At 72.9% G+C, this 12,190-nt stretch carries 15 protein-coding genes; 4 read left to right on the plus strand and 11 right to left on the minus strand.

Annotated features, from left to right (window positions below):
- Positions 1 to 76: 76 nt before the first annotated feature.
- The 3 genes from apaG to metZ all read right to left on the minus strand — a co-directional run bounded on the left by apaG (position 77) and on the right by metZ (position 1,974).
- On the minus strand, positions 77 to 493 hold the full coding sequence (gene apaG / locus Q7A36_RS11985; RefSeq protein ID WP_305103929.1) for a Co2+/Mg2+ efflux protein ApaG: 417 nt from the start codon (positions 491 to 493) through the stop codon (positions 77 to 79).
- Positions 494 to 497: 4 nt separating this feature from the next.
- Positions 498 to 665 (minus strand): hypothetical protein, encoded by a 168-nt coding sequence (locus Q7A36_RS11990; protein WP_305103930.1) that lies wholly within the window; start codon positions 663 to 665, stop codon positions 498 to 500.
- A 76-nt stretch (positions 666 to 741) separates the two neighbouring features.
- On the minus strand, positions 742 to 1,974 hold the full coding sequence (gene metZ / locus Q7A36_RS11995) for an O-succinylhomoserine sulfhydrylase (protein ID WP_305103931.1): 1,233 nt from the start codon (positions 1,972 to 1,974) through the stop codon (positions 742 to 744).
- A 304-nt stretch (positions 1,975 to 2,278) separates the two neighbouring features.
- Between metZ and Q7A36_RS12000 the strand changes: the two genes are divergently transcribed.
- Entirely contained in the window at positions 2,279 to 3,259 is a 981-nt protein-coding gene (locus tag Q7A36_RS12000; protein WP_305103932.1) for a Bug family tripartite tricarboxylate transporter substrate binding protein, read from the plus strand.
- A gap of 2 nt (positions 3,260 to 3,261) precedes the next feature.
- Here Q7A36_RS12000 and Q7A36_RS12005 read toward each other — a convergent pair whose 3' ends face one another.
- Genes Q7A36_RS12005 through Q7A36_RS12025 form a run of 5 tightly spaced genes read right to left on the minus strand, consistent with a single transcriptional unit; the run spans position 3,262 to position 7,370 of the window.
- On the minus strand, positions 3,262 to 3,720 hold the full coding sequence (locus Q7A36_RS12005) for a cupin domain-containing protein (RefSeq protein ID WP_305103933.1): 459 nt from the start codon (positions 3,718 to 3,720) through the stop codon (positions 3,262 to 3,264).
- 18 nt (positions 3,721 to 3,738) lie between these two features.
- Positions 3,739 to 4,434: a c-type cytochrome gene (locus tag Q7A36_RS12010; RefSeq protein WP_305103934.1), complete on the minus strand. Its 696-nt coding sequence runs from the start codon at positions 4,432 to 4,434 to the stop codon at positions 3,739 to 3,741.
- Entirely contained in the window at positions 4,431 to 6,203 is a 1,773-nt protein-coding gene (locus Q7A36_RS12015) for a GMC family oxidoreductase (RefSeq protein WP_305103935.1), read from the minus strand. The genes Q7A36_RS12010 and Q7A36_RS12015 overlap by 4 nt, the downstream gene beginning before the upstream one ends.
- On the minus strand, positions 6,196 to 7,008 hold the full coding sequence (locus Q7A36_RS12020; protein ID WP_305103936.1) for a gluconate 2-dehydrogenase subunit 3 family protein: 813 nt from the start codon (positions 7,006 to 7,008) through the stop codon (positions 6,196 to 6,198). Before Q7A36_RS12020 ends, Q7A36_RS12015 begins: the two co-directional genes overlap by 8 nt.
- Positions 7,005 to 7,370 carry a hypothetical protein gene (locus Q7A36_RS12025; RefSeq protein WP_305103937.1) on the minus strand — a complete coding sequence of 122 codons (366 nt, stop codon included), beginning with the start codon at positions 7,368 to 7,370 and terminating at the stop codon, positions 7,005 to 7,007. Before Q7A36_RS12025 ends, Q7A36_RS12020 begins: the two co-directional genes overlap by 4 nt.
- Positions 7,371 to 7,501: 131 nt before the next feature.
- Here Q7A36_RS12025 and Q7A36_RS12030 point away from each other — a divergent pair, with 131 nt between their 5' ends.
- Together Q7A36_RS12030 and Q7A36_RS12035 are read left to right on the plus strand one after the other, a co-directional pair.
- Positions 7,502 to 8,341: a Crp/Fnr family transcriptional regulator gene (locus Q7A36_RS12030; RefSeq protein ID WP_305103938.1), complete on the plus strand. Its 840-nt coding sequence runs from the start codon at positions 7,502 to 7,504 to the stop codon at positions 8,339 to 8,341.
- A 110-nt stretch (positions 8,342 to 8,451) separates the two neighbouring features.
- Complete coding sequence (locus Q7A36_RS12035; protein ID WP_305103939.1) at positions 8,452 to 8,877, plus strand: response regulator; 426 nt, start codon at positions 8,452 to 8,454, stop codon at positions 8,875 to 8,877.
- A 310-nt stretch (positions 8,878 to 9,187) separates the two neighbouring features.
- Here Q7A36_RS12035 and Q7A36_RS12040 read toward each other — a convergent pair whose 3' ends face one another.
- Together Q7A36_RS12040 and Q7A36_RS12045 are read right to left on the minus strand one after the other, a co-directional pair.
- Entirely contained in the window at positions 9,188 to 10,114 is a 927-nt protein-coding gene (locus Q7A36_RS12040; protein WP_305103940.1) for a bifunctional riboflavin kinase/FAD synthetase, read from the minus strand.
- Complete coding sequence (locus tag Q7A36_RS12045) at positions 10,111 to 10,554, minus strand: MaoC family dehydratase (protein WP_305103941.1); 444 nt, start codon at positions 10,552 to 10,554, stop codon at positions 10,111 to 10,113. The genes Q7A36_RS12040 and Q7A36_RS12045 overlap by 4 nt, the downstream gene beginning before the upstream one ends.
- Before the next feature lie 187 nt (positions 10,555 to 10,741).
- Between Q7A36_RS12045 and Q7A36_RS12050 the strand changes: the two genes are divergently transcribed.
- Positions 10,742 to 11,872: a M20 family metallopeptidase gene (locus Q7A36_RS12050; protein WP_305103942.1), complete on the plus strand. Its 1,131-nt coding sequence runs from the start codon at positions 10,742 to 10,744 to the stop codon at positions 11,870 to 11,872.
- 29 nt (positions 11,873 to 11,901) lie between these two features.
- On the opposite strand, the gene Q7A36_RS12055 is transcribed toward Q7A36_RS12050, so the two are convergent.
- Complete coding sequence (locus Q7A36_RS12055; protein ID WP_305103943.1) at positions 11,902 to 12,141, minus strand: hypothetical protein; 240 nt, start codon at positions 12,139 to 12,141, stop codon at positions 11,902 to 11,904.
- Positions 12,142 to 12,190 lie beyond the last annotated feature (49 nt).

A 12,190-nucleotide genomic window follows, 5' to 3' on the forward strand; every position in this document is an offset into this window, starting at 1 on the left:
AAAGCCTGGAGCATTCTCAGGCTGCACGGTCAGCGGGAGAATGCTCCAGGGCCAGGGCGCAAGAGTATGCGCCGCATCAGTGCAGCGCATGCGGCTGGTGCGGGCTGTCGAGGCTGAAGGCGGGGATCTCCACGTCGAAGGGCTCGCCCGTCTCGGCGACCATCATGTGGTAGGTGCCGCGCATGATGCCGGAGGGCGTGGCCAGCGGCGTGCCCGAGGTGTACTCGAAGCTCTCGCCGGGCTCGAGCACCGGCTTCTCGCCCACCACGCCCTCGCCATGCACGCGCTGGGTGCGGCCCTGGCCGTCGGTGATCAGCCAGGTGCGCCGCAGCAACTGCACCGTGCGCCGTCCCTCATTGGCGATGGTGACGCGATAGGCCCAGGCGAAATGGCCGCGGGCGGGCTCCGACTGGTCGGCCAGGAAATAGGTGCGGACCGTCACGCGCACGTCCTGCGTCACGGCGGTCCATGCGGGGCTGCGGAACTCGGCCATGGCGTCAGGCCCTGCGCATCGCGGCGGTGGCGAGGCCGGCGCCGATCAGCAGCGTGCCCCCCAGCCGGTTGAGGCCCCGCCGCACCGCCGGCCGCGTCACCGCGCCCGAGAGGCGCCCGGCCAGCAGCGCGAGCGAGGCGAGCGCGAAGGCAGTCCAGGTCTCCAGGGCCATGATGTGTCTCCCCCAGCGGAACAGGAGACTGCCACAGGCCGCGGGGCTGGCGCCACCGCGGCCTGGGCCGGCGGCTCTATTCCGCCGCGCGCGCCACGGCGCCGCCGGCGGCGTCCAGCGCCCTGGCCAGGTCGTCGATCAGGTCGGCCACGTCCTCCAGCCCGACCGAGAGGCGGATGGTGCCGTCGGTGATGCCGAGCCTCGCCCGCTCCTCCGCGCCGATGCGCATATGCGTCGTGGTCGCGGGGTGGGTGACCATGGACTTGCTGTCACCGAGGTTGTTCGAGATGTCGATAATCTCGAGCGCGTTGCAGAAGCGGAAGGCGGCGTCCTTTGCCGCCCCTGGGCCGCCCTTCAGCTCGAAGGTCACCACCGTGCCGCCGCCGCTCATCTGCCGGCGGGCCAGCGCCTGCTGCGGATGGTCGGCGCGGAAGGGGTAGAGCACCTTCGCCACCTCCGGCCGTTCCGCCAGGAAGTCGGCCACCGCCGCGGCGCTGCGGCACATCGCCTCGACCCGGAGCGAGAGCGTCTCCAGCCCCTTCAGGACCACCCAGGCATTGAAGGGGGAGATCGAGGGGCCGGTGTTGCGGATGAAGGGCTGCAGCACCTCGTCCACCCACTTCTTCGAGCCGAGCACGGCGCCGCCCAGCACGCGGCCCTGGCCGTCCATGTGCTTGGTGCAGGAATAGACGACGACATCGGCGCCGAGCGTCAGCGGCTTCTGCAGCAGCGGCGTGGCGAAGACATTGTCCACCACGACGATCGCGCCCGCCTTGTGGGCGAGGTCGGCGACCGCCGGCAGGTCCACCATCTCCAGCATCGGGTTGGACGGCGTCTCCAGCAGCACGAGGGCCGCGGGCTTGGCCAGCGCCGTCTGCCACTGCCCGAGGTCGCCGCCGTCCACGAAGACGCTCTCGATGCCGTAGCGCGGCAGCAGGGTGGAGACGATCCAGTGGCAGGAGCCGAAGAGGGCGCGGGAGGCGACGACGCGGTCGCCGGCCTTCAGGTGCGACAGCATCGCCGCATGCACGGCCGCCATGCCGGTCGCGGTCAGGCGGCAGGCCTCCGCGCCCTCGAGCGCCGCGAGGCGCTGCTCCAGCATGCTGACGGTCGGGTTGCCGAAGCGGGAATACTGGTAGTGCGTGGCGGTGCCGTTGAAGGTCGCCTCGGCCTGCTCGGCGCTGTCGTAGACGAAGCCGGAGGTGAGGAAGAGCGCCTCGGCGGTCTCGTCCTGGTTCGTGCGCATGGTGCCGCCGCGGACCAGCAGGGTGGCGGGGCGCAACGGGCGGGGCGGCAGGGTCTTGGACATGCGGGCTGGCACCTTGGCGGCGAAACGCGGTGTCCGGCCCGATGAACGGGACGGGGACGGCGGGGCGCCCCCGACGGCCGTTTAGCGCGCTTGTTTTTTCCCGCCCCCGGCGCTGCGCGCCATGGATGGGAACCCGTGAAGGACCTCGCCGCAAGCTGGCCGGACAAATCGCGAGGGGCGGCCGCGGCCACCAGGGACACCGATAGGCCCGGCGGCGCCCGCGGGTCAAGCCCGGGGGGCAGGGCCGGTGCCGCGGCACGCGCCGTGCTTGGCGCGCCATGACGCCACAGGCAGGATTCCCCGCATGACGCGCCTTCCCGGACCGACCCGCCGCGCCCTGCTGGCCGCGCCGCTGCTGCCCGCCGCGGCCCGGGCGCAGGACGGCTACCCGAGCCGCCCCGTCACCCTGGTCGTGCCCTGGGCGCCGGGCGGCACCACGGACATCCTCGCCCGCGCGCTGGCCGAGCCGCTGCGCCTCGCGCTCGGCCAGCCCGTGGTGGCGGAGAACCGCTCCGGCGCCTCGGGCAATATCGGCTCGGCCGTGGTGGCGCGGGCGGCGCCGGACGGGCACGTGCTGCTGTTTGCCACGATGAGCACGCATGCCATGAACGCGGCGCTGATGAAGGACATGCCCTTCGACGGCGTCGAGGATTTCACGCCGGTCGCGCTGCTCGCCTTCGTGCTGAACACCATGGTGGTCCACCCCGCGGTGCCGGCGCGCAGCGTCGCGGAGTTCATCGCCTACGCCAAGGCCAATCCGGGGAAGCTGTCCTACGCCTCGGCCGGGCCCGGTTCCACCAACCACCTCTGCGCCGCCATGTTCTGCCGCATGGCGGGGATCGAGATGGTGCACGTGCCCTATCGCGGCGGCGCGCCGGCGGTGCTGGACACGGTTGGCGGCCAGGTGCAGCTCTTCTTCAGCGCGGGCACGCAGACCCTGCCGCATGTCCGCGAGGGGCGGCTGCGCCTGCTGGCGGTGACGGAGGCGCGGCGCAGCGCCCTGCTGCCCGAGGTGCCGACGGTCGCCGAGACGCTGCCGGGCTATGCCATGGCGGTGTGGTACGGCGTGCTGGGGCCGAAGGGCATGGCCCCGCCGCTGGTCGCGCGGCTGAACGCCGAGATCAATCGCGCCCTGCTGCTGCCGGAGATCCGGGACCGCATGGCCGCGATCGGCGTCGAGGTGACGCAGGAGACCCCGGCAGCGTTCGGCGCCCGCATGCGCGCCGATGCCGCGGAGTGGGGCCAGGCCATCCGCAGCCTCGGCATCACCGCCGGCGACTCATAGGCTCAGTCCACCCGGTGCACGTCGTCCGGCCGCTGCGGCGGCAGCTTGATGGCGAGCGCCCGGAACCGCCCGGTCGTCGCCTGGGATCCCGCATGCACCACGCCCTTCGGGATGATCACCAGGTCGCCCGGCTTCACCTGCACCTGCCTGTCGCCCAGCCAGAAGGAGCCGGTGCCGTCCAGGATGAGCTGGATCTCGTTGGCATCGGCGTGGAAATGCTTGATCACGTTGCCGCTCTGCACCGCGACCGTGCCCTGCTCGGTGGCAACCAGCGTGCGGCTGCGGAGGTCGGCGCCGGGGGCGAGCGGGCCGATCTCGTCCTCCGTCATGGACATCAGGTTGACGATGCGCGGCTGCAGCGCGGGGGCCTGCTGCGCCTCGGCCGGCGGCGCGAGCCGCGCGGCGAAGAGCCCGGCGAGGAAGGCGGCGCCGAGGCCGCAGGCGATGATGGATGGGCGCATGGCGATGTTCCTCCGTGGTCAGTCCTGCGCGGCGGGCCGCAGGGCTTCCAGATAGGCCGTGACGGCCTCCATCTCCGGCTGCGGCAGGCGGTGCGACAGGTCGCGCATGACGGCCGCCGTGTCGTTCTTCCGCGTGCCGTCATGGAAGGCCTGGAACTGCGCCCGCGCATAGCCGGCGAACTGCCCGGCGAGCCTCGGCGCCGCGGGCGCGAGGCCCATGCCGTCGGGACCGTGGCAATTGGCGCAGCCCTGCACGCCGCGCCCGGCGATGCCGGCCTCCACGATCATCCTCCCCTTCCGCGCCGTCGCGGCGTCGATCCCCGGCGCGGGCGGCGGATCGACCCGCAGCGCGGCGTAGAAGGCCGCCGTGTCCTGCCGCTCGGCATCCGTCAGCGCCTGCGCCACCGCCGTCATCACGTCATTGCCCCGCGCGCCGGAGGCATAGTCCTCCAACTGCTTGAAGAGGTAGTAGCCGGACTGGCCGTCGAGGCGCGGGATGCCCTGCTCGGCATTGCCCAGCCCGTTGGCGCCGTGGCACTGGCTGCAGGGCGGCGCCCCGGCATCGGTGCCGTTCTGCACGATGCGCCGGCCGTTCTCCGCATTCGCCGCTCCCTGCACCGGCTGCTGCGCCGCCGGGGCGGTGGCCTGCGGCTGCGCCAGCGCCGGCGGGGTGAGGAGCGCCGCCAGCGCGGCGGCGAGCACGGCGCGCCTCATGCATGCACCAGCGCGCCGGGGCGGCGCAGGTAGCGGTCGCGGATCGCCGCCGCCTCCCAATAGGCGAGGGCGCCCACCGTGTCGGTCGGGTTGTAGGTGGCGTTCTGCGGGAAGAGCGCCGTGCCGGTGACGAAGACATTCGGCACGTCCCAGGACTGGCCGTAGCGGTTGCAGGCCGTCTCCTTCGGATTGGTGCCCATGATGGCGCCGCCGGTATTGTGCGTGGTCTGGTAGGGCACCACCGACCAGGGCGCGGTGCGCGGCTCGGCGACGATCTGCTGCGCCCCCATGCGCTGCGCGATCTCCGTCGCGCGGTCGGTGACGTAGCGCGACATCCTGAGGTCGTTCTGCGGGAAGTCGAAGGTGATGCGCAGCAGCGGCTGGCCATAGGCGTCGCGGTAGGTGGGGTCGAGGTCCACGTGGTTCGCATGCGCCGCGTTGGACTGGCCGTGGCATTGCAGCCCGCCGGTGTGGTTGTAGTGCTTCGCCACCGCCTTCTTCCAGCCCGCGCCCCAGCGCGGCGTGCCGGGCGGCACCGGGTGGAACTCGATCGGCCGCGCCCCGGTCGTATAGGCGCAGATATAGGCGCCGCCGAGGAAGCCGAGGCCGGTATGGTCGTAATTGTCGCCGGAGAAGTCGTCGATCACCGTCCCCAGCGCGCCCGCGCCCATGAACTGGTTGAGGTTGACGTCCTCGTCGTAGAAGAGGCTGACGGCGCTCATGGTCTGGTAGGCGTAGTTGCGGCCGACATTGCCGCGGCGCGTGCGCGGGTCGTAGGGCGTGCCGATGCCGGACAGCAGCATCAGCCGCGCATTGTGGAAGGCCCAGGCGGAGAGCACGACGAGCTCGGCCGGCTGCACCAGCTCCTCGCCGGTCGCGGCGTCCACATAGGTCACGCCGGTCGCGTGCTTCCTGTCCTTCGACAGGTTCACCCGGGTCACATGCGCGCCCGTGCGCAGCGAAAAATTCTTCTGCTGCTTCAGCACCGGCCAGAGCGTGGTCTGCGGGCTGGACTTGGCGAAATGCTCGCAGCCGAATCGCTCACAATAGCCGCAGACCATGCAGGGCTCGAGCCGCACGCCCTCCGGGTTGGTATAGCCCTGCGTCATGTTGGCGCTGGGCACCTGATAGGGGTTGTAGCCCAGCTCCATCGCCGCCTTGGCGAAGATGGCGCCGAGATAGGCGGGCCTGGTCGGCGGGTTCGGGTAGTCGCGGCTGCGCGGCGCCTCGTGCGGGTTGCCGCCGGGGCGGATCTCGCCCTTGACGTTGCCGGCGAAGCCCGAGATGCCGCAGAGATGCTCGAAGCGGTCGTAATGCGGCTCGAGGTCCTGGTAGGTGATGCCCCAGTCGCGGATCGAGAGCTCGGCCGGAACGAAGCCCTTGCCGTAGCGCGTCTCGTGATGGCTGCGCAGGCGGAAGTCGGCCTCCTGGAAGCGGAAGGTCTGGCCGTTCCAGTGCACGCCGGCGCCGCCCTGGTCGCTGCCCGGCAGGAAGCTGCCGAGCTGGCGCATCGGCAGCGCCACCTGGTCGGCGCGGTTGCGCACCGTCACCGTCTCCTTCGCCAGGTCCTGCATCAGGCCGAGCCGCACGCCATAGGCGAGCTCGTCATGCATGGCGGGCGACTGGAAGTCGGGCACCGTGTCGCGGGGTCTGCCGCGCTCCAGCGCCAGCATCCGCACCGGGCTGTCCTTCAGCTCACGCGCGATGATCGAGGCGGTGAAGCCGAAGCCGACGAAGACCACATCCACCTTGGGCAGCGTCCTAGCCATGCCGGTGGGCTCCTTCCTCGCCATGCACCTGCTGCGCGCGGGCATGGTCGCCGATCGACATCGGCTCGCGCGCCAGCGTCATGCCGTGATGGGTGTAGAGCGGGAGATAGGCCGCATAGGCGCCGGGGAAGCCGATCATCCGCCAGCCCACCATGTCGCGGTTGCCGCCATAGACGGGGTCGGAGAGGAAGCCCTCGATGGTATTGGCCAGCAGCGTCTCGAAGAAGACCGAGGAGGGGAAGCCGCCGCAGTCGATCTTCCCCGCCTCCATCTCCTGCAGGAAGCCGTCCTGCTGCTCCGGCGTCGCGCCGGTGAAGTCGAGGCCGCGCCGCTCGCCCTCCCGCAGCAGGGCAGAGAGGCTGGTGCGGTAGAGCGCGGCCGGCGCGAGGGGAAGCTGGTAGCCCTGGCTGGGAATGCCCTTGGCCCAGGGGCCGGCGGCGTAGAAGCGGGCGCCCTGGCCATAGGCGCCGGCAAGCTGGCCGTCGATATAGGCGGGCACGCCGGCCCAGAGCGCGCCGGGCCAGTCGTCATCGGCCGGGATCAGCCGGTCCGCCGCGGCCTCGACGAAACCGGCTTCCATCGGGTTGAAGAAGCGGTAGGGGACCTGGTCCGGCGCCGCGCGCTGGCCGGCGCGCCAGGCGGCGAGGCTGCCGGGCGCCGGCGGCGGCGCGGCGGCCGCGGGCGGCGCGGCGGGCGGCGCGGCCGGCGCCTCGGTCTGCGCGCCGGCGCCCGCGGGCAGCGCCGCGGCGCCGCCGAGCGCGGCCGCGCCGCGGAACAGGCCGCGGCGGTCGAGCCCGCCGCTCATGGCGCCGACCCCGCGGGCGGCGCGGGCGGCGCCTTCAGCCCCTCGCAGCGCCGCCGCGCAGTGCGGTCGCCGATCTCGTCGCAGGCGAGCCGCGCGGGCGAGGCGAGCCGCACCATGCCCGGCAGCACGAGGCCGCCGCCGCGCGTCTCCGGCACCGGCGCCGCGACCGGCTTCGGCGGGATGACGGGGCCGGAGGGGACGGCAGTCGCGGCGGCGGAGGAGAGCAGCGGCGGCGGATGCGCGCTGGTCTGCGGCCCCATCGGCGCGACGACGCTCTCCTGCCCCTGCGCCAGTGCCGCCCCGGGCGCGAGCAGCAGCAGGAGCGCGGCGCCCCTCAACAAGGCTCGGGGGCGTGCTCGCATGCGGACCTCCTGCGGCTCGGGGCGCGAAGTTCGGGCGCGACGTCCGGCGGTGCCGGCGTCGTGCCGCGCCAACGCAGCGTCGCGGCACGGGACGCGGCGGCAGCGCGGCCACCGCCTGTGACAAGGGCGCGATGACGCCGACCACCGCAGGGAACGACACGCGGCGCGGCGGCATTGCTGTCGAGGACCGGCGTGACGGACGGGTGACCGGCATGGATTCCGCAGCGGCGTCCCGGGCGGTGCTCCGCGCGTCGGGCAATGCCCTCCTGGCGATGATGACGCGCGCCGAGCGCGTGATGGTGCTGCGGGCGGCCGAGCCGGTGAGCTATCCCGCGGGCCACGTCCTCGCCGTGCCGGGCGAGCCGATCCGCCATGTCTACCTGCCCGATGCCGGCCTGGTCTCGCTGCTTGCCGACCTGCCGGAGGAGGGCATGCTCGAGGTGGGGCTGATCGGGCGCGAGGGGCTGGTCGGGCTGCCGGCGCTGCTCGGCGATCCGGTGGCCAGCCTGCGGGCGATGGTGCAGATCGCCAGCCATGGCCGACGGATCGAGGCGGCCACGCTGCAGATGCTGGCCGATGGCAGCCGCAACCTGCGCAGCCTGCTGCGGCAGTTCAGCATGCTGATGCTGGCGCAGGCCGCGCATGGGGCAGCCTGCAATGCCGCACACCCGCTGGAGCAGCGCATCGCGCGCTGGCTGCTCTCGGTCGCCGACCGCGTCGGTCCGAACCTTCCGCTGACCCAGGACCACCTCGCCGCCATGCTCGGCGCGCGGCGCCCGACGGTGAACCTGATGCTGCAGCAGATGCGCCGCGCCGGCCTGGTGCGGCATGCCCGGGCACAACTGGCGATCGCCGACCGTGCGGCGCTGGAGGCCACCGCCTGCCCCTGCTACCACCGCCTGCGCGCGGTGCAGGAGAGGCTGTTTCCGGGCCGGTTGGGGGAGGTGCCCGGCCAAATGTCCGGTGGCTGACGTTGGCCGCAATGGTTCCTCAGGGCAAGGCACAAGGGCGCGAATCTCGGGATGACGCGGCGCCGGGTTGGTGCCCTAGCTGGATGGGCCTCTCCATCGGAGGGAACGCCATGCATGGACCGCTCGCCCTGCCGATCTGCAACCGCCTGCGCGGCTGCCGCCTGCTGGTCGTGGAGGACGAGGCGCTGGTGGCGATGCTGCTGGAGGACGAGCTGATGGAGGCCGGCGCGACGGTGCTCGGCCCCGATAGCGAGGTCGAGACGGCGCTGCGGCGGATCGAGGCGACGCCCGGTGAGATCGACCTGGCGGTGGTGGACCTGAACCTGAAGGGACGGGAGGCGCGGCCGGTGATCCTCGCCCTGGTCGCGCGAGGCATCCCGGTGATCATCGCCACCGGCTATGGCGCCGGGCGCGTACCGGAGGCGCCCGATGCGCCGGTGCTGTGCAAGCCCTTCGAGGGTGCGAAGCTGGTGGACCTGGTGTGCGAGGTACTGCGCGCCCGCGGGAGCGCGCAGCAGGTGGCCGGGGCGGCGTAAGGCATGGTCCCGACGCCGGTTCGGCTTGGCATCAGCTAGATGTTCCTGCTATGTTCGGTTCGGCTGAGGCGAGGTGAGCAGGATGGGCGCTTGCGTCCCCTTCCGATCCGCGCGTCGCGCCCGCGGCATGGCCCGGCGCCCCGCTCGCCGGCTGGGCCTCCGCCGCCCCATTTCCGCCACGATCCGACCCGGAACTTTGTCCGAATCTCTCCGAGCGCGGATAGATTCGTGGGTTCCAAGGGCCTTAAGCCCTTGGCGGGTGGTCCAGGAGGGCGGTGCCCTCCTGGCGGGGTGCGGGGCAGCGCCCCGCCTAGCGCAGTGCCGCCCTGGCGTCCTCCGCGTCCTGCGCGATGGCCGCCTTCAGCTCCTCCAGCCCGTTGAACTTCGCATCCGGCCGCAGGAACCGCACCAGCCGCACTCCGATCTCCCGGCCGTAGAGGTCGCCGGACCAGTCGAAGATGTAGGTCTCGAGCCGCGTCTCCGGGTCGCCGCCGAGGGTCGGCCGGCGGCCAATATTGGCGACGCCCTTCGCCTCCGTCCCGTCCGGCAGACTGACCGTCACGGCATAGACGCCGCGCGCCGGCTCGAGGTGCCGCCCCAGCCACATGTTCGCCGTCGGCCAGCCCAGCACGCGGCCGAGCTTGTCGCCATGCACCACCTCGCCGCGGATCTCCCAGGGGCGGCCGAGCATCTCCGTCGCGCGCTCGGGGTAGCCGTCCTGCAGCACGCGGCGGATGCGGGTCGAGGAGATCGGGCCCTGCGCATCGGTCACCGGCGGCACGATGGTGGTGCCGATGCCGGCCGCCTCGGCCAGGCGCGCGAGGCTCGCGGCACCGCCGCCGCGGCGATGGCCGAAGGCGAAGTCCTGGCCGCAGGAGAGATGCACGGCGCCGAGGCCCTCGCGCAGCACCGCTTCGAAGAAGGTCTCGGCCGGCATGGCGGCGAGCGCCGCGTCGAAGCGCAGCGCATAGACCGCCGCGGCGCCGGCGGCGCCGAGGGCCGCCGCCTTGGCCGGCAGCAGGGTCAGGCGGAAGGGCGGGTCGTCGGGGCGGAAATGCTCGCGCGGATGCGGCTCGAAGGTGAGCGCCGCGAGCTTCGCGCCCGGCCGCGCCGCATGCGCCGCCTGCAGCACCGCGAGATGGCCGCGATGCACGCCGTCCATGTTGCCCAGCGCGATGGTGCAGCCGCGGAGCCCGGCCGGCACCGCCCGCCAGTCCGTGAGGATCGCCGGCGTCATTCCGCCGCCCTGGCGCGCGCGGCGCGGGAGGGGACGGAGACGAAGGCCTCGCCTTCCAGCACCGGCTTGCCGCGGACGGTGCAGACGGTGCGCAGGGTCGCGCGGTGCTTCTCCGGATGAAGGGCCAGCACCTCGACCGTCGCGGTCACCGTCTCCCCGATCCGGACGGGGGCGCGGAATTTCAGCGTCTGCGACATGTAGATGGTGCCCGGGCCCGGAAGCTGGGTGCCGAGCACCTTGGTGATCAGCCCGGCGGCCAGCATGCCATGGGCGATGCGCTCGCCGAAGATCGCGTCCTTCGCGTATTCCGCGTTCAGGTGCATCGGGTTGGTGTCGCCGGTGACGGCGGCGAAGAGGACGATGTCGGCCTCGGTGATGGTCTTGCCGAAGCTGGCCGTCTGGCCGAGCGAGAGGTCCTCGAAGAACAGGCCGTCGGACATGGGCAATCCTGGCTGATGCGCGGCCGGTCTACCCTTCGGGCCCGGGAGGGACAAGGATGGCCGGGACCGGACCATCCGACGCGCGTGGCGACGCCCGCCGGAGGGTCCGGCTGTTGTTGGAACGAGCAAGGTGCGGCGTCGGCGAGCCTTTACTCAGGCGCCGTTTGCTCTGGCGAAGGACCCCTGCATGCCCGTCACCGAGATCGGCTCCTCCGACCGCCTGCTCGCGGAACTCAGGACCTGGGTGGAGCACGAGACGCCCACCACCGACGCAAGCGCCGTGAACGGCCTGCTCGACCGGGCGGAGGCGGAACTGCGCGCGGTGGGCGCGGCGATCGAGCGGCTGCCGGGCTCGGGCGGCTTCGGCGACACCCTGATCGCGCGGACGCCGGGGGAGGGGACGCCGGTGGTGGTGGCCGGGCATCTCGACACGGTCTGGGACCATGGCGTGCTCGCCGGCGCGATGCCGTACCGGGTGGCGGGGGAGCGCGCCCATGGCCCCGGGATCTACGACATGAAGGCCGGCAGCTTCATGGCCTTCCACAGCGTGCGGGAGATCCTCCGCCAGGGCACGCGGACGCGGCGGCCTGTCACGCTGCTGCTGACGCCCGACGAGGAGGTGGGCAGCCCGACCAGCCGCGCCCCGATCGAGGCGGCGGCGCGCGGCGCCTGCGCCGTGCTGATCCCGGAGCCCGCCGGTGGCCCGCAGGGCGCCTGCGTCACCGGCCGCAAGGGCACCGGCGGCTTCACCCTGACCATCGAGGGCCGCAGCGCCCATGCCGGCGGCAATTGGTCGGAGGGGCGGAGCGCCGTGGTCGCCCTTGCCGAGGCCATCCTGCAGGTGCATGCGCTGACCGACCTCGGGCGCGGCGTGACCACCAACGTGGCGCCGGTCTGGGGCGGCACCCGGCCCAACGTGATCCCGCCCGAGGCCGGCTGCCGGATCGACTTCCGCGCCCCGAGCCTGGCCGAGGCCGAGCGCATGGTCGCCGCCATCCGGGCGCTGGCGCGGGAGGAGGACGGGATCCGGATCACCGTGGAGGGCGGGCTGAACCGCCCGCCGCTCGAGGAGACGCCGGCCAATCTCGCGCTCTACGAGGCGGCGCGGGCGATCGCCGGCCGCATCGGCTATGCCCTGCCGAAGCAGCATCGGGGCGGCGGCTCGGACGGCAATTTCACCGCCGCCATGGGAGTGCCGACGCTCGATGGCCTCGGCTGCACCGGCGCTGGGGCGCATGCGCCGGACGAGCATATCCGCTGGCCCGACCTCGCCCCGCGCTGCGCGGTGCTGTGCGAACTGCTGGAGAGCCTGGGCTGAATCGGCCCGCCCGACATGCCAAGCAGGGCTCAGAAGAAGTTCGCCCGGTCCTCGGCCAGCAGGATCGGATAGGCGCGGGCGGCACGGTCGCGGCCGTCGGTGGCATCGGCCAGCGCGTCCAGCCAGCCCGCGAACCAGGCGCGGCCGAGATTGCCGGTGCCCGCGGCCGGGTTCTCGACGACCGAGGCGCCGGCCGCGAAGGCGGCGCGGCCGGCGGCGTAGAGGTCATCGGTGACCCGGCGATCCTCAGGGTCGACTTGGAAGGGCATTCTCGCGGCTCCCGGCGCTTGCGCCGGGAGAATAGCCCGGCCCGCGGCC

This window comes from Paracraurococcus lichenis, assembly GCF_030657435.1.
In the GTDB taxonomy this organism is placed as follows: Bacteria; Pseudomonadota; Alphaproteobacteria; order Acetobacterales; family Acetobacteraceae; genus Paracraurococcus; species Paracraurococcus lichenis.